At 67.2% G+C, this 16,677-nt stretch carries 16 protein-coding genes and 4 pseudogenes; 7 read left to right on the top strand and 13 right to left on the bottom strand.

Going from position 1 to position 16,677, the window contains the following annotated elements; translation table 11 throughout:
- Positions 1–2 precede the first annotated feature (2 nt).
- Complete coding sequence (locus GNT64_RS16115; RefSeq protein ID WP_231639047.1) at positions 3–1,262, top strand: NAD(P)/FAD-dependent oxidoreductase; 1,260 nt, start codon at positions 3–5, stop codon at positions 1,260–1,262.
- A 992-nt stretch (positions 1,263–2,254) separates the two neighbouring features.
- Here the strand turns inward: GNT64_RS16115 and GNT64_RS22315 are convergent.
- From GNT64_RS22315 to istA, 4 genes and pseudogenes are all read right to left on the bottom strand, one after another.
- Positions 2,255–2,390: pseudogene (locus tag GNT64_RS22315) on the bottom strand (ISNCY family transposase); the annotation flags it as partial.
- 306 nt (positions 2,391–2,696) lie between these two features.
- Positions 2,697–3,869, bottom strand: a complete 1,173-nt coding sequence (locus GNT64_RS16105) for a recombinase family protein (RefSeq protein ID WP_231639046.1) — start codon at positions 3,867–3,869, stop codon at positions 2,697–2,699.
- A gap of 207 nt (positions 3,870–4,076) precedes the next feature.
- Positions 4,077–4,811 carry an IS21-like element helper ATPase IstB gene (istB, locus tag GNT64_RS16100; protein ID WP_156677938.1) on the bottom strand — a complete coding sequence of 245 codons (735 nt, stop codon included), beginning with the start codon at positions 4,809–4,811 and terminating at the stop codon, positions 4,077–4,079.
- Positions 4,744–6,307: pseudogene (gene istA, locus GNT64_RS16095) on the bottom strand (IS21 family transposase). The gene istB and the pseudogene istA overlap by 68 nt, the downstream one beginning before the upstream one ends.
- Before the next feature lie 124 nt (positions 6,308–6,431).
- Between istA and GNT64_RS16090 the strand changes: the two are divergent.
- Genes GNT64_RS16090 through GNT64_RS22390 form a run of 5 tightly spaced genes read left to right on the top strand, consistent with a single transcriptional unit; the run spans position 6,432 to position 9,652 of the window.
- Positions 6,432–6,578: an acyl-CoA dehydrogenase family protein gene (locus GNT64_RS16090; protein WP_156680445.1), complete on the top strand. Its 147-nt coding sequence runs from the start codon at positions 6,432–6,434 to the stop codon at positions 6,576–6,578.
- Positions 6,571–7,368 (top strand): citryl-CoA lyase, encoded by a 798-nt coding sequence (locus GNT64_RS16085; RefSeq protein ID WP_156680444.1) that lies wholly within the window; start codon positions 6,571–6,573, stop codon positions 7,366–7,368. The genes GNT64_RS16090 and GNT64_RS16085 overlap by 8 nt, the downstream gene beginning before the upstream one ends.
- Complete coding sequence (locus GNT64_RS16080; RefSeq protein ID WP_156680443.1) at positions 7,365–8,522, top strand: acyl-CoA dehydrogenase family protein; 1,158 nt, start codon at positions 7,365–7,367, stop codon at positions 8,520–8,522. The genes GNT64_RS16085 and GNT64_RS16080 overlap by 4 nt, the downstream gene beginning before the upstream one ends.
- A 59-nt stretch (positions 8,523–8,581) precedes the next feature.
- The gene (locus tag GNT64_RS16075) at positions 8,582–9,394 is read left to right on the top strand and encodes an SDR family oxidoreductase (RefSeq protein ID WP_156680442.1); all 813 of its coding nucleotides are present in this window, start codon (positions 8,582–8,584) and stop codon (positions 9,392–9,394) included.
- A gap of 45 nt (positions 9,395–9,439) precedes the next feature.
- Positions 9,440–9,652, top strand: a complete 213-nt coding sequence (locus GNT64_RS22390; protein WP_197277421.1) for a thiolase family protein — start codon at positions 9,440–9,442, stop codon at positions 9,650–9,652.
- Positions 9,653–9,951: 299 nt separating this feature from the next.
- Here the strand turns inward: GNT64_RS22390 and GNT64_RS22305 are convergent.
- A pseudogene (locus GNT64_RS22305) lies at positions 9,952–10,041 on the bottom strand (hypothetical protein); the annotation flags it as partial.
- Positions 10,042–10,088: 47 nt separating this feature from the next.
- On the opposite strand from GNT64_RS22305, the pseudogene GNT64_RS16060 reads away from it, so the two are divergent.
- Positions 10,089–10,442 (top strand): annotated as a pseudogene (locus GNT64_RS16060) (integrase core domain-containing protein); the annotation flags it as partial.
- Between the two features lie 395 nt (positions 10,443–10,837).
- On the opposite strand, the gene GNT64_RS16055 reads toward GNT64_RS16060, so the two are convergent.
- The 8 genes from GNT64_RS16055 to GNT64_RS16020 form a co-directional block, all read right to left on the bottom strand.
- The gene (locus GNT64_RS16055; protein WP_231639045.1) at positions 10,838–11,311 is read right to left on the bottom strand and encodes a DUF3429 domain-containing protein; all 474 of its coding nucleotides are present in this window, start codon (positions 11,309–11,311) and stop codon (positions 10,838–10,840) included.
- Entirely contained in the window at positions 11,308–11,535 is a 228-nt protein-coding gene (locus GNT64_RS16050) for a hypothetical protein (protein ID WP_156680440.1), read from the bottom strand. Before GNT64_RS16050 ends, GNT64_RS16055 begins: the two co-directional genes overlap by 4 nt.
- Before the next feature lie 68 nt (positions 11,536–11,603).
- Positions 11,604–12,938, bottom strand: coding sequence for an ABC1 kinase family protein (locus GNT64_RS16045; protein WP_156680439.1), 1,335 nt, complete (start codon positions 12,936–12,938; stop codon positions 11,604–11,606).
- 64 nt (positions 12,939–13,002) lie between these two features.
- Positions 13,003–13,623 carry a methyltransferase domain-containing protein gene (locus GNT64_RS16040; protein WP_156680438.1) on the bottom strand — a complete coding sequence of 207 codons (621 nt, stop codon included), beginning with the start codon at positions 13,621–13,623 and terminating at the stop codon, positions 13,003–13,005.
- Complete coding sequence (locus GNT64_RS16035; RefSeq protein WP_156680437.1) at positions 13,620–13,952, bottom strand: hypothetical protein; 333 nt, start codon at positions 13,950–13,952, stop codon at positions 13,620–13,622. Before GNT64_RS16035 ends, GNT64_RS16040 begins: the two co-directional genes overlap by 4 nt.
- Positions 13,949–14,494, bottom strand: a complete 546-nt coding sequence (locus GNT64_RS16030) for a metallophosphoesterase (protein ID WP_156680436.1) — start codon at positions 14,492–14,494, stop codon at positions 13,949–13,951. The genes GNT64_RS16035 and GNT64_RS16030 overlap by 4 nt, the downstream gene beginning before the upstream one ends.
- 9 nt (positions 14,495–14,503) lie before the next feature.
- On the bottom strand, positions 14,504–15,334 hold the full coding sequence (locus GNT64_RS16025) for an aldo/keto reductase (RefSeq protein ID WP_156680435.1): 831 nt from the start codon (positions 15,332–15,334) through the stop codon (positions 14,504–14,506).
- A gap of 189 nt (positions 15,335–15,523) precedes the next feature.
- A complete protein-coding gene (locus GNT64_RS16020) occupies positions 15,524–16,537 on the bottom strand; it encodes an ATP-dependent DNA ligase (protein WP_156680434.1) in 1,014 nt (337 codons plus the stop codon).
- Positions 16,538–16,677: the final 140 nt, after the last annotated feature.

The raw sequence follows: 16,677 nt of genomic DNA, 5'->3' as shown, positions 1-16,677 counted from the left end.
CGGTGGAAAAGCGCATCTTTGACGTCTTGATCGTGGGCGCCGGGCATGGCGGCGCACAGGCCGCGCTGAGCTTGCGCCAGCAGAAGTTCGCCGGCACCGTGGCGCTCCTCGGCGACGAGCCGGAGCCGCCCTACGAACGCCCGCCGCTCTCCAAGGAATATCTGTCCGGCGAGAAGACGTTCGAGCGCATCCTGATCCGCCCCGCCGCCTTCTGGGGCGAGCGGAACGTCGATCTGCTGCTCGATCGTCGCGTCGTCTCGGTCGATCCGGCGGCGCACTCCGTTACGCTCGCCGATGATTCGACGCTCGGCTACGGCACCCTCATCTGGGCGACCGGCGGATCCCCGCATCGCCTCTCCTGCCCCGGTTACGATCTCGTCGGCGTGCACGGCGTCCGCACCCGCGTCGATGTCGATCGCATGATGGCGGAGATGGGTGGGGTCACCAACGTCGTCGTCGTCGGTGGCGGTTACATCGGGCTGGAGGCGGCCGCCGTCCTCACCAAGTTCGGCAAGAAAGTCACCGTGCTGGAAGCGCAGGACCGCGTCCTTGCCCGCGTGGCGGGCGAGCCGCTGTCGCGCTTCTACGAGGCCGAGCACCGCGCCCACGGCGTCGATGTGCGGCTTGGCGTGAAGGTCGATGGGCTAGTCGGCTTCCAGAGCATCGGCGAGGATGAGCCGGCACGCGTCACCGGCGTGCATCTGGCCGGCGGAGAAGTACTGCCGGCCGAGATGGTGATCGTCGGCATCGGCATCGCCCCCGCCGTCCAGCCGCTGATCGCGGCCGGCGCGGACGGGGGCAATGGCGTGCGCGTCGATGCCCAGTGCCGCACTAGCCTGCCGGACATATTCGCCATCGGCGATTGCGCCGCCCACGCCAATGATTTCGCGCGTGGCGCCACGATCAGGCTGGAATCGGTGCAGAACGCCAACGATCAGGCGAGTCTGGTCGCGAAGACGATCATGGGCGCGACGGAGGCCTATCATGCGGTGCCGTGGTTCTGGTCGAACCAATATGATCTGCGCCTGCAGACGGTCGGCCTTTCCACCGGCTTCGATCAGGCGATCGTACGCGGAGACACCGCGACGCGCAGCTTCTCGGTCGTCTATCTGCGCGAGGGCAAGGTGATCGCACTCGATTGCGTTAACGCCACCAAGGATTATGTTCAGGGCCGCGCACTCGTTATGGGCGGCGTGGCCCCATCGCCCGCCAGCCTCGCCGATTCGGCAGTGCCCCTCAACTCGCTATTAGCCACTTTCTAGCGCAGTCGCTACGGGAGAAGCCTCAACGATGGGAATGCCTCGTTTAGCTCCCGACAAGAGTGAGCATTCAAAGCACGTTCAGCTGCGACTTCCGCGCGGTAGCGGCAGGATCAAACGATGTCTGGCGTGGGCGCCGGCGCCAGAGGAACCGAAACACACACTGATCTCACAATGTCGAGATTGAGCGCCAATGATCCCTCGAGCACTTCAGGGGTGTTACTCCTAACAAGCGGAGGAGAGACTTCCAATCCGGCATCGCATTCCGTGTTCTCTCCATTTAGAGAAGTCATGACTTGCGCCAATTAGACTAGAAATGTCACACGTCGATAGCAGCAGGGTCTGTGTGGAGCCATCCATCAGCGCAACGCAGACCCTGCTAATGCGCGACGACGAGGAGGTGAGCCTGGACCCGCCGCGCCAGCGGTGGGCCCGGTCGGCTTGACGAACAGCAGAGTGCCGCGCTCGATCAACTCTGCGTCGCTGAGCCTGGGGCCGCGCTTGAGCTTCGCGCCGCTTAACCGGCGTCGATCGACCTTTGCAGGCGCCTCGGGCTCCGGAAAGAGATGCCGGCTGGGACCGGCGGGGAGGGGCGTCGATGTTCCTTTGGCGATGATGCGGCATCATCGCCTGCAGCTGCTGCGCAACCGCGAGAGCCGCGCCCAACTGCTTGTTATCGACCACGGCCGCCTGGTTGACCTGCCGCATCTTGTCGAACAGACGATAAGGCAGGACATGCCCTTCATGCTGGATTTCAACCTTGCCGTCCGGGAACTCGCACACCGTTACCTGCTTGCGGGCAAGCGCCGCGCTGATCTCGTTCGGCTCCAGAATGAGCATGGCCTTCTTATAATGGAGCGTCAGCGCCGCAGTGATGGTCCGTAGTTCGCGCCACACCATCACAGCACCCAGATCATCATGCGGCGCCAACGGCCGACGCAGATCACGACTGTCGAAGGCGGGGCGCGCGAACCGTCGATTATGCCGCTCGACATAGCTCGGCAGGAAGGCGTTTGCCGCCGCGATCGTCGCGATGCCCGCCAGCCGCATCGCCTTCACCAAGCGGTCCTGCAAGGTGCCGTTTACCCGCTCGACCCGCCCCTTCGCCTACGGTGAGTGAGCGCAGATTATACAAACCTAACAGAACTGCCGCGTCCGCAATGCGAAGCTCGCCGCGCTCGACCCTGAGAAGCGTATCGTATCTCGAAAGCTCGTTCTGGCTCATGCTGATCACCGCCACAGGCGTGCCTCCTGGCCAGGAGGCGCGATGTCACCAGTGATCCGCCGGGCACCTCCAAAGGTGACATTTCTAACAAGCGGAGGAGTGACACTTCTACTGGGCGCTTCAACCCGCCAGTATAATAATATATCGTATGTGAAACTTGCCTTGTCGGACGCCATAGGATGGCTCTCCAACACTCACGGGCGGCAGCCCGACTACGCTGCGGCATTCACCAGCCGCCCGACAAGCCCGGTCATGAGGCGATCGCTGTCGTGAGCCTCCGAGCCGCTCGCGGATCGCAAGTTAAGATGAAAGCGGGTCCCCGCAACCACCGAAAACATAACAGCCTTCGGACCACACGGTCCGGAGGCTGCTTTCGTTTGGCGGTCCACCAGATCGAGGATCGCGCCGAAGTCCCCGTGGAGTATCGCCGTCATCTCGCCACGCCGCACGCCGGGTGACAGTACGACGCGCTCGATGAGGCTGCGGATCGCGTCTCGCGCCTCGTCACGCTCCTCGGGTGCGTTCAACGCCTCGGCAAGCCGCTCCACCTTGCGGCGATAAGCCTCCGCCAGATTGGGGTGAATGTCCGGTGTGTCGGCCGGCGCTGTCGCCAGCCGCGCTTTCAGTTCCTTCTGACGGTTCTCCAGCTTCTCCAAGCGGTCGAACAGGGCGTCGCTTTTGCGACCCTGTTCAACCGCGTCGAGCACTTCGGAGATGGTGCGCGCTATGCGCGCCAATTCCGCGTTATCGGCGGCATGGGATGCCCGCCGCTGCTGATTGAGCCGGTTGCTTTCGCTGACATAGGCGTCGATCGCCTCAGCCGCCGCTTCGGGCGTCATCAGGCGTTCCTTCAAGCCGTCGAGTACACGGGCTTCCAGCGCTTCTCGAGCAATGCTGTGGCCGTTGCTGCAACTCGCATTATCCGTCCGTGCCGAGCAGCCGAAGCGACCCTTGAGGCGAAGCGTGAACGGGCCGCCACAGACGCCGCAGAAGACGAGGCCCGACAGGAGCGATTTTGGACGATGGACGGCGTTCAGACGATTCGCCATGCGAACCGCCGCGATGGTCCCGGCGAACTGAAGACCGATGGCGGCCTGCCGCGCCTTGACCGCTTGCCAGAGCGCATCATCGACGATGCGAAGCTCGGGAACCTCGGTCGTGATCCACTCGCTCTCGGGGTTGATCCGCGACACACGCTTGCCGGTGCTGGGGTCCTTTACGTAGCGCTGCCGGTTCCACACGAGTTGGCCGACGTGCAGCGCGTTGTTGAGGAAGCCGGTGCCGCGGCTGACATGACCGCGCAGCGTCGTTCCACTCCAGAGCTGGCCAGCGGGGCCCGGGATACCATCCGCGTTCAAGCGCAGCGCGATGTTCCTCGAGCTCACGCCTGTCAATCGGCTCGGGAAGTTGACCCCGTATCGGCGTGCAAGTTTGACCCCCTTTTCTGATGGCAGCCGGGTTGTCCCGGTAGTCCACAGGAGGGCCCCGCGGCCGGCGCCGCGCGCCGCCACGAGCGCAGGCGGTGACGGCCGTGGGAGGTGCCTGTGGACCCACCGGGTCAACCCGGGGGATGGGGGTCCGGGGGAAGGGTTTCAGGCGGCTTCGCGGTTCTTGAAGCGCCAGCTCTCGTTGCCGGTCTCGACGATGTCGCAGTGGTGGGTGAGCCGGTCGAGGAGCGCGGTCGTCATCTTGGCGTCGCCGAAGACCGTGGGCCACTCGCCGAAGGCAAGGTTGGTCGTCACCACCACCGAGGTCTGCTCGTAGAGCTTGCTGACGAGGTGGAAGAGCAACTGGCCGCCCGAGAGCGCGAAGGGCAGGTAGCCAAGCTCGTCGAGGATGACGAGGTCGAGCCGCGACAGGTGGTCGGCGATGCGCCCGGGGCGCCCGGCACGGGCCTCGGCCTCGAGCTGGTTCACGAGGTCGACGGTGTTGTAGAAGCGGACCCTCGCTCCGCCCCGCACGCAGGCACGGCCCATGGCGATGGCGAGATGCGTCTTGCCCGTCCCGGTGCCGCCGACCAGCACGACGTTGCGCTGCGCTTCGAGGAAGGCACCCGTGCCGAGATCGCGGACCAGGCCTTCGTTGATGCCGGTGCCGGCGAAGTCGAAGTCGGCGAGCTCCTTGGCGAGCGGCAGCTTGGCGGTCGTCATCTGGTAGCGGATGGAGCGGGCCTGCTTCTCGTCTATCTCGGCCTTGAGCAGGTCGCCGACGACGCGCTGAGCGGAGTGCTGCCGCTTCACGGCATCGGCGACGACCTCGTCATAGGCATGGCGCATGCCGACGAGCTTCAGCGTTCCCATCATCTCCAGGATGGCGTGACGTTCCATAAGGCCTCCTCAGGCTGTCGTAGCGGGCGCAGTCGGCGACGGGCTCGCGGGCGAGCCGCAGAGCCTCGGGCGTGGCGATGCTGGCGGGCGCGGCGGTCTGGCGCTGGCGGGTGAGCACGTTGAGCACGACGTCACGGCTGACGGTGCCGCCGGCCAGCGCCTCGGCACAGGCCGCCTCGACGGCGTCCAGTCCGTCCGTCGTCACCGCCGCCAGGATGCCCACCATCTGGCGGTCGCCGTCGGCATGGCCCGCCAGCCTCCGCCTGACGCGTTCCAGCGCCACCGGCAGCGGCCAGTCCTGAAGGGCGCACCGTTCCTCAGCGCACCCGGCTTGCGCTCGAGGACCGGCACATAGTGCCAAGGGTCGTAGACCGTTTGGTCGCGCCCGAAGCGCCGGGCATGCTCGCCGACGACTTCGCCGTCCTGCCGGATGACGATGCGCTCGGCATAGGCGTGCACCTCGACCGGGCGCCCGCCGCCTTCGCGTGCACCGAGTATTTGTTGTAGTCGAAGCGGACCAGCAGCGTCTTCGACACCGCCGCCGGCAAGGCGTGGAAGCCGTCGAAGGGACCACGGTAGGCGATGAGCGCAGGCTGGTCGGCCGCCTCGAACACCTGCCAGACTGTGTAGTCCCTGAGCTCGGGATGCGCGGCACGCTGGGCATGGGCGGTGCAGCGGTCGAGCAGCCAGGCGTTGAGCTCGTCGTAGCTCCTGAAGCGCAGCCGCGGCGTGAAGAAGCGCTCGCGCACGAGCCCGACCTGGTTCTCGACCTGGCCCTTCTCCCAGCCCGATGCCGGCGTGCACGCCACCGGCTCGACGAGGTAGTGGCCGCACATCTGCTGGAAGCGGCGGTTGTAGCGCCGCTCACGACCGACGAAGATGGCGTCCACCGCGGTCTTCATGTTGTCGTAGATGCCGCGCTGACAGGCGCCGCCGAAGAAGGCGAACGCCCGGTCGTGGGCGTCGAACACCATCTCCTGGCTCTCGCGCGGATAAGCTCGCACGAAGAACATCCGGCTGTGGCAGAGCCGCATGTGCGCAACCTTCACCGTCGTCGTCGCGCCGGCGATGACGACGACCTCGTGGCTCCAGTCGAACTGGTAGGCCTCGCCGGGCGCGAAGCTCAGCGGCACGTAGGCCGCGGCCGTGACCGCCGACCGCTCACGCTGCCATGCCGTGGCATAGCGACGCACGGCATCGTAGCCGCCGCGGTAGCCCAGCCCCTGCAGCTCCTCGTACACCCGGACCAGCGTCAGGCGCTCGCGCCGCTGCTTGCGCTCGTTGGCCTCCAGCAGCCGCTCGAGATCCGCCGACCATGGCCCGAGCTTCGGCAGCGGCTGCACCGTCCGCTCGTAGGAGAAGTCCGTCTCGCCGGACCGCAGCACCTTGCGCACCGTGTTCCGCGACACCCGCAGGTCGCGCACGATCTCCTTGATGCTCTTACCCTTGACGTAGAACTCGCGCCGGATGCGCGCCACCGTCTCCACGACCAGCATTCTCCCCGACCGCTCCTGCGCAAAGCGCCGGGCGTGAACCGCTCAGTTCAGGGGGGTCAATTTTGCACGCCGATCAGCCCCGAACGGGGTCAACATTGCACGCTGATTCACAATCGACCGCTGCATGCAGATCCACGGCGGCATGGGTCTCACCACCGAGATGCCTATCGAGCGCATGTGGCGCGAGCAACGCTCTTTCATGATCACCGAGGGCGCGGCGGAAGTGATGCGCTCCTCCATCGCCAAGAAGGTCTACGAAACCTATGCCTGAGAAGCCGATGTTGTCGCGTATGGGCGCGAGCGTACCCGACAGGATCTGGGTCCAGGGCAGGGATCTCTGCGGCGAGCTGCTGGGAAAGATCGGGTTCGCGGAGATGACCTGGCTCGAACTCACTGGTGAACTGCCGACCGCCCAGCAGACCGCGCTGCTCGAGGCGATGCTGCTGACGCTGGTGGAGCACGGAGCGACGCCGATGGCGATCGCCACGCGGCTCACCTATCTCGGCGCTCCCGAGGCGCTGCAGGGGGCGGTCGCCGCCGGCCTGCTGGGCATGGGCACCACCTTCGCGGGCACCGCCGAGGGCGCGGCCAGGATGCTCTACGCGGCGCTCGCGGATGCGCCCGGCGACGCCGACCTCGTCGAACTCGCGGCCCAGGTCGTGGATCGCGAGCTTGACGCCAAGCGCCAGATTTTCGGCATCGGCCACCACCTGCACAAGCCGATAGACCCTCGGACGCCCGTCCTCTTCGATATCGCCAAGCGCAACGGCTACAAGGGCCGCTACGTGGCCTTGATGCAGGCCGTAGCCGCCGCAGCTGAACGCCGCACGGGCAAGTCGATGCCGGTGAACGCGACAGGCGCCCTAGGCGCACTCTGCTGCGAACTCGGCCTCGACTGGCGGCTATGCCGAGGTCTCGCGGTGATCGGTCGGGCCGTCGGGCTCGTGGGGCACATCGCGGAGGAGCTGCGGACGCCGATCGCCCGCGAGATCTGGATGCGCACCGAGGATGCGATCGCGAGGTCGGTCGCCGTGGCGGACGCAGCGGAGGTGGGCGTATGAGCGCGTCGGACATGCTCAGCGACGACCAGATGATGCTGCGGGATGCCGTGCAGCAGCTCGCCTCGGGGTTCCTCGCGGGCGCCTCCCGGGCCGATCGGGAGCTGAAGCCGCCTGTCGAGAACATGAAGACGCTCTCGGATCAGGGCTTCACAGGTACGTTCGTGCCAGAGGCCTACGGCGGTCTCGGGCTGGGCGTCCTCGAGAACACCCTGATCATCGAGCAGGTGGCGCGATCCTGCGCCAACACAGCAATCCTGATGAGCATGACGGACGGCGCCACACCCCGGGCCATCCTCCACCTCGGCAGCGAGGAGCAGAAGCGACGCTACCTGCCGCGCTTCGTCGCCGGAAACCTCTACGCCGCATGGTCGATGTCCGAGGCTGACGCGGGCTCCGACCTCGCTGGCATGAAGGCAAAAGCCGTCCGCGACGGCGACGGCTACCGGATCAGCGGCTCAAAGATGTGGTGCTCGTGCGCGCAGGTGGCCGACCTGTTCCTCGTACTGGTCCGGATGAGCGACGCGAAGGGGCTCGGCGGGGTAGGCGGCGTCCTGGTCGAGCGTGGGACGCCGGGCTTCGAGATCGGCGAGCACCTCGACCTGATCGGTCTGCGTGGCACGGGTATGGCGCCGCTGTTCTTCGACGACTGCTACATTCCGGCCGACCACGTGCTCTTCGGTGCTGGCGGGATGCGCGATCTGCTTAACGTCTTCAACGCCGATCGGATCTCCGGCAACCCGACCGTCTGCCTGGGCGTGGCCGCGTCGGCACTTAACGGCGCTGCCGAGTACGTCGCGAGCCGCCGACAGTTCGGCCAGGCCATCGGCGACTTCCAAGGACTACGCTGGAAGCTGGCCGATATGGCAATCGAACTCGAAGGCGCCCGCGCGCTGGTCTATCGCGCCGCGAGGGCACTCGACGCAGGGCAGATCGATCCGATCGACGCCTCGATAACAAAGACGTTCGCCAACGAGGCCGCGATACGCATCACCGACGCGGCGATGCAGCTCGCAGGCGGCTACGGCCTGTCGGCGGAGTATCCCTTCGAACGACACTTCCGAGACGTTCGCGGGATGGCGATCGGCTACGGCACCACCGAGATCCATCGCAATAACATTGGTCGCGCCATCGTCGAGGGTTCCTACCGGGCCTGACGAACGCATTCGGATACCGAGCGGATGCGTCCGCTCGCAACCCAGCGAGGAGGGATTCAATGACACTGACGGACGGTCGGAGGTCCATATTCATCACCGGCGCGGCCTCAGGTATCGGCCGCGCGACCGCCGTCCTGTTCGGTCAGGAGGGATGGTTCGTCGGAGGCTTCGACGTGAACGGCGCCAGCCTGGACGGCCTCAAGCGCGCGCTTGGGGAAGACAACTGCATCGTCGGGGTGTTGGATGTTACCGATCCCGGGCAGTATGCGAAGTCCCTCGACACGTTCGCCGCCGCTACGGACGGCAGGCTCGATCTCCTCTTCAACAATGCCGGAATTGGGCGGAGGGATCCTTTCGCGGCGCAACCCCTCGAAGCAGCCGTCCAGATGGTGCAGGTGAACCTCGTGGGGGTTCTCAACGGGATTCATCTGGCCCTGCCGCTCCTGCGGGCGACGCCCAATTCGCTCTGCTTCACCACGTCGTCGTCCTCGGCGACCTACGGCATGCCGGGTATCGCCGTCTACTCGGCGACCAAGCACGCCGTGAAGGGTCTGACCGAGGCACTTTCCATTGAATTTCGCGAGTTCGGAGTTCGCGCGGCGGATGTCCTCCCAGGACTCATCAACACACCGATCATCGGAGATACCGTCCAGTCGGCTCCCGCCGAGGGCGCCTTCAGATTGCTGGAGCCGATCGAGGTCGCGAAGGCGGTTCTAGCTGCCTACGGCTCCGATAGATTGCACTGGTACGTGCCGGAAGAACTGGCCGAGATCGATCGGCTCGTCGGCGAATCCGCGGAGGCCGCGCGGGAGGAGGTCGTCCGCATGATCGAGTTTTCGCGAACAAGCGTCGAGCTCAGTTCCTCGTCGTAGCTCGCGGTCCGACGACACCTCAGCTCCGGTCAAGTCAATGAGGCGATGCCGGGCCGCCGTCGCGCCAGACCGATCGGATCGCCGCGCGGAGCGCGGCTGGGCGTCTCGCGCGCCGACCAAGACGCCTTCGCGCTCCGCAGCCAGCAGTGCGCCGCAGCCGCGCAGGCGAACGGCTTCTTCGCCGAACAGATCATCCCGTACTCCGTGCTCGGCAAGAGGAACGTGGCATTCGGCAAACTGGGAGGTTTATCCTCCTGAACGGTGGACTTGTCGCTCCTCCTAGCGCGCCGTGCGTCGGCCCGAGCCACCCTGGTCCTCTGGAGCGCGAGACGTGCTGCCTTCGTCTTGCGAGCGGCTTCCGCCACGATCAGCCGCCGCGTTTCCACCGCCTGAAAAATCAGCCTCTTGTTGACCGCGCTCGCGCAAGCCATGAACCGCTTCCTTCTGCTCCCAGCGAGTAATGGCCGGCGCCGGAGATCGCGGTAGGGTACTTCAAGGTGCTCGCCGTGTGGCAGTTCGAGCCAGATGCGGGAAAGGTCACGCGGATCCCAACGGATCGGCATCGCCTGCCCGGGGCGCGTGTACCAGCAGGACAGCGCGTCGTCCCAATAGTGCGTGTGGAACAGTTCGATGCCGTGCGGGGTCACCGCGCGCGTTTCGCAAGGCAGAAAGTCGAACAGAAAGCTGGCGATGCCGGCTGGCGATCCTGCTCGGGCGTGAAGGCAGGGGCATGAACTTGAAGAAGGTCTACCGGCTGTACCGTGAGGAGCGGCCGACGGTGCGCAAGCGTTGCGGCCGAGAACGAGCGTTCGGCACAAGGGCACCGATGGCGATCACGCAGGAGCCCAGCCAGCGTCGGTGGCTCGACGAGTGGGATTACATCCCGTGGCCAAGCCGCAGCAGAACGGCTTCGTCGAATCGTTCGATGGTCGCTCGCGCGATGAGTGCTGAAGGAGCACCTGTTCCCCTCGCTGGCTGCGGCGAGGCCGATCGTCGAAGCATGGCGAACGACTACACCACCGTCCGCACAGCAGCCTCGCGGCATGGCACCCGTCGAGTCTACCTATCGTCCTCACCAAAGGCATGACGACACCGAAGCTGAATCACTAGCGGCCTGAGAACCGGGAACGGGTCATCACGCTTATGGCGGGCTGATCGACGACGCGGCGGCGGTACTCGCCGGCGTGTCCGACCTCGATCTCACGATCGAGCTGATCCCGCATCGCTTCGCCATCGGCTCGAAGGCGCTGCTAAAAAGCTGGTGTACCGGCTCGGCGCTCGACAAGCATCGCCAAGCGCACCAAGATCGGAACCGAGACGCAGGTCTAAGACGCCGCGACTATAAGGCGGCCTGGCGCCTTCTTCGAGGAGCGGATCGCGGCGGCGCTACCCACAGCCCGCATCCCTCTGTCGGACAGAGCAGTCGACGTGCAGGTCCATGGCTTATCCGAACACCGCCGACGCGAGCGTGAGCAGGCCCAGACCGACCGACAGCGGGAGGCGCAGCGACATCCACCAGGCCGGGGCGAGGCCGTCCGCCACCAGCCGGCGATCCACCAGCAGGCTGCCGAGCAGCGATGCGCCGAGCACGATCAGCGAAGGCGCCGGCCATGCGGCGCCGATCGCCCACGGCGCGGCAGTCGCGAGCGCGACCAGAGACGGCGCGACGGCCGCCACCCACACCCACGCCGGCGGCCGGTCCGATCGGGCGGCGAGGCCCCACCACATGCCGCCGACGAAGCTCAGGATCAGCGCGGGATAGGCGTAGCCGAGGGACAGTGCGGAGAAGCGCCACCACGCCGGCCCGAACCCGAGCACCAGCACGACCGCTGCCTGCGGCAGCAGCCCGGCATAGCCCAGGGTTCGCGCCAGTGCCGGCGGCTGGTCCCGCACCGACGTGCCTTCCGCCGGGATCACCCGCCGATCTCGTGCCGCGCGCCTTCGATCATCCGGCGGGCGATCTCGCGCACCGCCTCGTCGTCCTTCGTGGCGTCGTGCGCGGGATCGCCGAGATGATCGAGGCTGGCCTCGATGAAGTCCAGGAGGCCCGGCTGGCGCTGCTCGACATACTCGATCAGCTTGAACAGCATATGCTCGACGGCGATCTCGCGGCGACGGGCCTGCACGGCAATGTCGGTCATTCGGCGGCCTTTCCTAATGCGTCGGTCCAACGCATGACGGTGAGGGAAGTGGCTGGCATGTCGTGCCGCTACGCCAGCCGCCCGGCGATTGCCGCCGTGGCGAGGTCTCGCACGCCGACCCGCGCCTTCAGCCGGGCGGCCAACAGCGCGGTGCCGCTCACCTTGCGCTGCACGAACAGCATGTCGGTCGGCGGCACGTGCCATGCGGCGCGGTCGGCGAGCAGCCCCTTCACCTCCTCGCGGACGACAGGCACGAAGGTGCGGTCGGCGAAGTCGAACGGGCCGGGCCGGTTCATCGTATCGTCGATGGCGGCGATGATGCGGTCGATCGCCGGCCGGTGCGCCGCGACGATATCCGGCCCGAGGAAACCGGCCGTGACGGCGGCCTCGCGCACCCGATCCAGATCACGCGCGAGACCCGCCTCGATCAGCGATCGGTACGCATCCGCCGTCTCCGCCGGCACGGCGCGAGCCGCGCCGAAATCGAGCAGCACCAGCCGGCCGGTCTCAGCCTGCCAGCGATAGTTGGCGAAGTTCGGATCGGTCTGCATCGCGCCGAAATCGAACAGCTCGCGCAGCACCAGTTCGATCAGCGCGGTCATCGCCGTGTCGCGCATCGCCTGCGGCGCCTCCGCCAGCGTTTCGATCGGTCGCCCGTCGATGAAGTCCATCGCCAGCACGCGCCGGGTGGTGAGGCTCTTGTCCAGTCCCGGCACGACATAGCGCGCGTCGTCGGCGAGCAGCACGCCGAACCGGCGAAGCTCCGCGCCTTCGCGCAGATAGTCGGTCTCGTCCGCCAGCTGGCGCTTGGCCTCGGCGAGCAAGGGCGCGAGATCGATCGTCGCGGGCAGCAGGCCGGAAACCCTGAGCAGGGTCGCCACATTGTCGACGTCGGCGTCGATGCTGTCGGCGACCCCTGGATATTGCACCTTGATCGCCAGCCTGTGGCCATCCGGCAAGGTCGCGCGGTGGACCTGACCGATCGACGCGGCGGCGATCGGGCTGGCCTCGAAATGGCGGAAGCGGCGGCGCCAGTCGATGCCCCACTCTGCGCGCAGCACGCGGTCAAGCTGGGCGGGCGGCATGCGCTGTGCCTGATCGCGCAGGCGGGCGAGGATGGTGGAGAGCTCGGCCGGCAGGATGTCACCCGCGTCCATCGAGATCATCTGCCCAAGCTTCATCGCCGCGCCGCGCAGATGCGCCAGGCGGTCGGCCAGCCGCGCCGCGTTGGCCGGGGTGAGGAGCATGTCGCCAAGTCGCGGCCGCTCGCCGCTGGCCAGCCGCCGCGCGCCCTCCGCCAGCATGCCACCCGCCACGCCGCCGGCGAGCCGCCCGAACGTGCCCAGCCGGGCCAGCCGTCCGGTCGGCACTGGACGTTCGCCACTTCCTCGTCTTTCCGCCATGCCGGTACAGCAGACGGGCGGTGGTCCGGGTTCCAAGGGCGTGCCCAGCAGCCGCTTCTGGTGGTCAGGCCCTGCCGATGACAGCGATGAGCGGGTCACTTGTGCGCCCGTCGGCCAACACGGTGGCGGTGATGTCGTTGAAACCGGCGCGGTCGAGATATAGCCGGATCAGCGCGGCGTGGCCGTTCGGGTCGAGCGACCGCCAGATGGCGACGGCCTTGGTCGGGAAGCAGCGGTTCGAGAAGCTGACGATGAACGGTGCCCCCGGCATCAGCACCCGGCGTACCTCGGCGAACACCGCCACGGGTTGCTGGAGATATTGCGCGCCGACGCAGCAGAGCGCGGCATCGAACGAGCGATCCTCCAGTGGCAGCGTCACGTCGCGATTGAGGTCCTGCACGAACCAGCGGTCCAGCCGTGGGTTGGCGGCGAGTTCCGTGGCGTTCATGCCGTGGCCCACGACAGCAGCGTAGGTCCGGTCGGATGGCAGATGGCTGACCCAGCTCGACATGAGATCGAGCACCCGGCCGCCATCAGGAAGCAGCGTTCGATAGCATCCGGTCAGCGCCGCCACCGCGCCTTCGTCGATATGCGTCACCAGCCGTGGCGGGGCGTAGAAAGCGAGGTCGTCACCTTTATCCTGCTTGGCGAAGGCGCCGGCGGGCAGCTCGGGAAGGTCCGTCATGGGGCTTTGTCCTGCTCTCTCATCCAACCGGCATAGGGCGTGTTGGCGACGAGGTGACGATTGAGATCGGGTGCGCCGTCCTGCCACCAGACCGGCCCGCGTTCGCCGAGCGCCACCTTGGCGCGGTCGACCTCCGCCCGTGCTTTGGCGAGGCTGGCCTTGTCATCTGCACGCAACGCGACGCCCACCGCGCGTCTCGCGGCCATGAGCGCGCTCACCAATGCGGCGCGCTCCACCTCTGGCAACCCCGGGTTCGATCGCCGCCACAAGCGCCCCCGCACGACGAAGTAGCGGCCATCCGGCGTCACCGGGTAGGCGTCTCCGCTCACGGTAGCGCCTCACGCGTGATCGCGGGCAGGGTGCCCGAAACGGAAGGCTCGTCCGGCTTGGCCCCCACGAGCGCGGCCACCGTTGTCGGGCGGAATGCCCGCGCATCGACACCGACGTCGAACTGGCGCGGCAGCGGCTTCAGCTTTCCGTGACTATGGCCGTGCAGGTTGATCGCGCGGCGGTGCTGCCCGTTCCAGCTGCGGAAGGGATAGTGGCATAGCACGAGCAGCACGCCCTCGTGGGTCAGCTCGGCATAGTCCTGAACGCTCGCCCAGCCGGCGGCATCGCCGGTGCCGGGGTCGTCATTATTGCCGCGCACGAGATGCTTGATGCCGTTCAGCCGGGCGAGCAGGGCCGGCACGTCGGCCGACCGGCGCGCCACGTCGCCGAGGTGCCAGATCTCGTCATCCGGGCCGACCACCGCGTTCCAGCCGGCAACGATCGCCGCGTCCATCGCCGCGACATCGGCGAACGGCCGGCGGTGGATGTTGATCGTACGATGATCGCCGAAATGCGTGTCGGCGGTGAAGAAGAGAGCCATCGCCGGCGCTCAGAGCGTCTCGAGCGGGCGACGATCGCGCGGACGTGGAAACGCCGCATCTAGGGCCGCGAGATCGGCGTCCGAGAGGGTCAGGTCGGCGGCGGCGCGGTTCTCGCGCACATGCGCGACCGAGCCTGCCTTGGGGATGGCGATCACGCCGTCATGGCGCATCGTCCACGCGAGCGCGACCTGCGCCGGCGTCGCGCCGACCGCCGTCGCGATCTTGGCCAGGGTGCGATGGCCAAGCAGCCGGCCCTGTTCGACCGGGCTGTACGCCATCGCCGTCATGCCCTGCGCCGCAAGCCACGGCAGCAGATCGTGCTCCGGCCCGCGTCGCGTGAGATTGTAGAGGATCTGGTCGGTCGCGCAGGCGCCTCCACTGGCCGCGACAAGCTCCTTCATGTCGTCGGTGTCGAGGTTGCTGACGCCCCAGTGCCGGATCTTGCCCGCCGCCTTCAGCGCCTCCAACGCCTCGACCGTCTCGCCGAGCGGCACCCGCCCGCGCCAGTGGAGCAGGTACAGGTCCAGCCGGTCGGTCCCGAGCCGCTCCAGGCTCGCCTCGCAGGCACCGGCGAGGCGCTGGCGCGACGCATTCTGCGGATAAGCCTTGCTGACGAGGAACAGCCGCTCGCGTAACGTACCGAGCGCCTCGCCGATCAGGGCTTCGGCCGCGCCGTCGCCATACATCTCGGCCGTGTCGATCAAGGTCATGCCGAGGTCGACGCCGGCCCGCAGCGCCGCGATCTCGTCCGCGCGGCGGTCGCGCCGCTCGCCCATCATCCAAGTGCCCTGCCCAAGCGACGGCACTTTCTCTCCGCCGGGGAGCGTCACGGTCTTCATCCTCGTCTCCATGGCGATAGGCTGATGACTGAACGCCGGAGCGATCGTTCAGGTGCAACGATCTCAGCCGATCACGGGGAGCTGCAAGGGCAGCCAATCGGCATCGACCACGATGTATCGCTTAGCGCCGGGTCAAGCAGGGACTTGCCCGATGTTCCCGGTACACGTGCGCTTATCTTGGCCAGCGGCTCACCGATCGAGCGTCGCCAGTTCCGCCGGGCGGAGTTCGTAGACGAGTTGCGCCATGGTGCACTGGTCGGGCGCCTTGTCGGGTCGCCAGCGCAGCAGGCGGGTGCCGTGGCGGAAGCGCGCGCCGGTGACCTGATCGTACAGCACCTCAACGATCAGCTCGGGGCGGAGCGGTTCCCACTCGTTCGTCTCGCCGTTGTTCCAGCGGCTCGGGCCACCCGGTGCCTTGCCGGTGAAGCCGGGCGCCTCGATCAGCGGCTCGAGCCGGGCGGCAAGCGCAACGCGGTCCCCGGCCGCGATGCCCGAGGTGAAGCCGACATGGTTCAGCAGGCCGGCGTCGTCATAGAGCCCGAGCAGCAGCGAGGCCACGCCGTCGCCGTCCTTGGCGCGGCGGAACCCGCCGACGACGCAGTCCGCCGTCCGGTGCTGCTTGACCTTCAGCATCGCACGCTCGCCGGGGCGATATGGTTCGTCGAGCCGCTTGGCGACCACACCATCGAGCGCGCCGCCACTCCGCACCAGCCACGCCCGCGCAGCCGCGAGATCGCCGCAGGGCGACAGCAGCAGCGCCGGGCCGCCGTGGCGCGCGTGGAACGCCTCCAGCGCCGCGCGACGCTCGAGGAGCGGTCGGCCGATCAGGTCGGCGTCACCATCGCCGAGGCAATCGAACAGCATCAACTGCGCCGGCGTCTCGCGCGACAGCTTGCTGATCCGGCTCTCCGCCGGATGGAGGCGCGCCTGCAGCGCATCGAACGACAATATTTCGCCGACCGGCAGGATCAGTTCGCCATCGAGCACGAACCGCGCCTGATTAATCCCGGCGATCAGCGCGACGATCTCCGGAAAGTAGCGCGCGAGCGACTTGCCCGACTTGGACAGGATCTCGACATCGTCGCCGTCCCGGAACACCTGCGCGCGAAAGCCGTCCCACTTGGGTTCGAACTGCCAGCCGGGCTCCTCCGGCAGGTCGGCGACGAGCTTGGCTTCCATCGGCGTAAGGATCGGCGGGGTCATGATGCGACATTGGCATGGTCATCGTCTCCGGGACATGGGCCATCGCGCCCTCCAGTCGGGGGCCGAGTGCCGGACGTCGATCCGATATGGCTCAGGATGTTCACACTCGCCCGAAGGGATAGCGGACGAAGAAGCGCCTG

It is taken from the genome of Sphingomonas profundi, from assembly GCF_009739515.1.
Classification (GTDB): domain Bacteria; phylum Pseudomonadota; class Alphaproteobacteria; order Sphingomonadales; family Sphingomonadaceae; genus Alterirhizorhabdus; species Alterirhizorhabdus profundi.
This window is presented reverse-complemented; position numbering and strand designations above follow the sequence as displayed.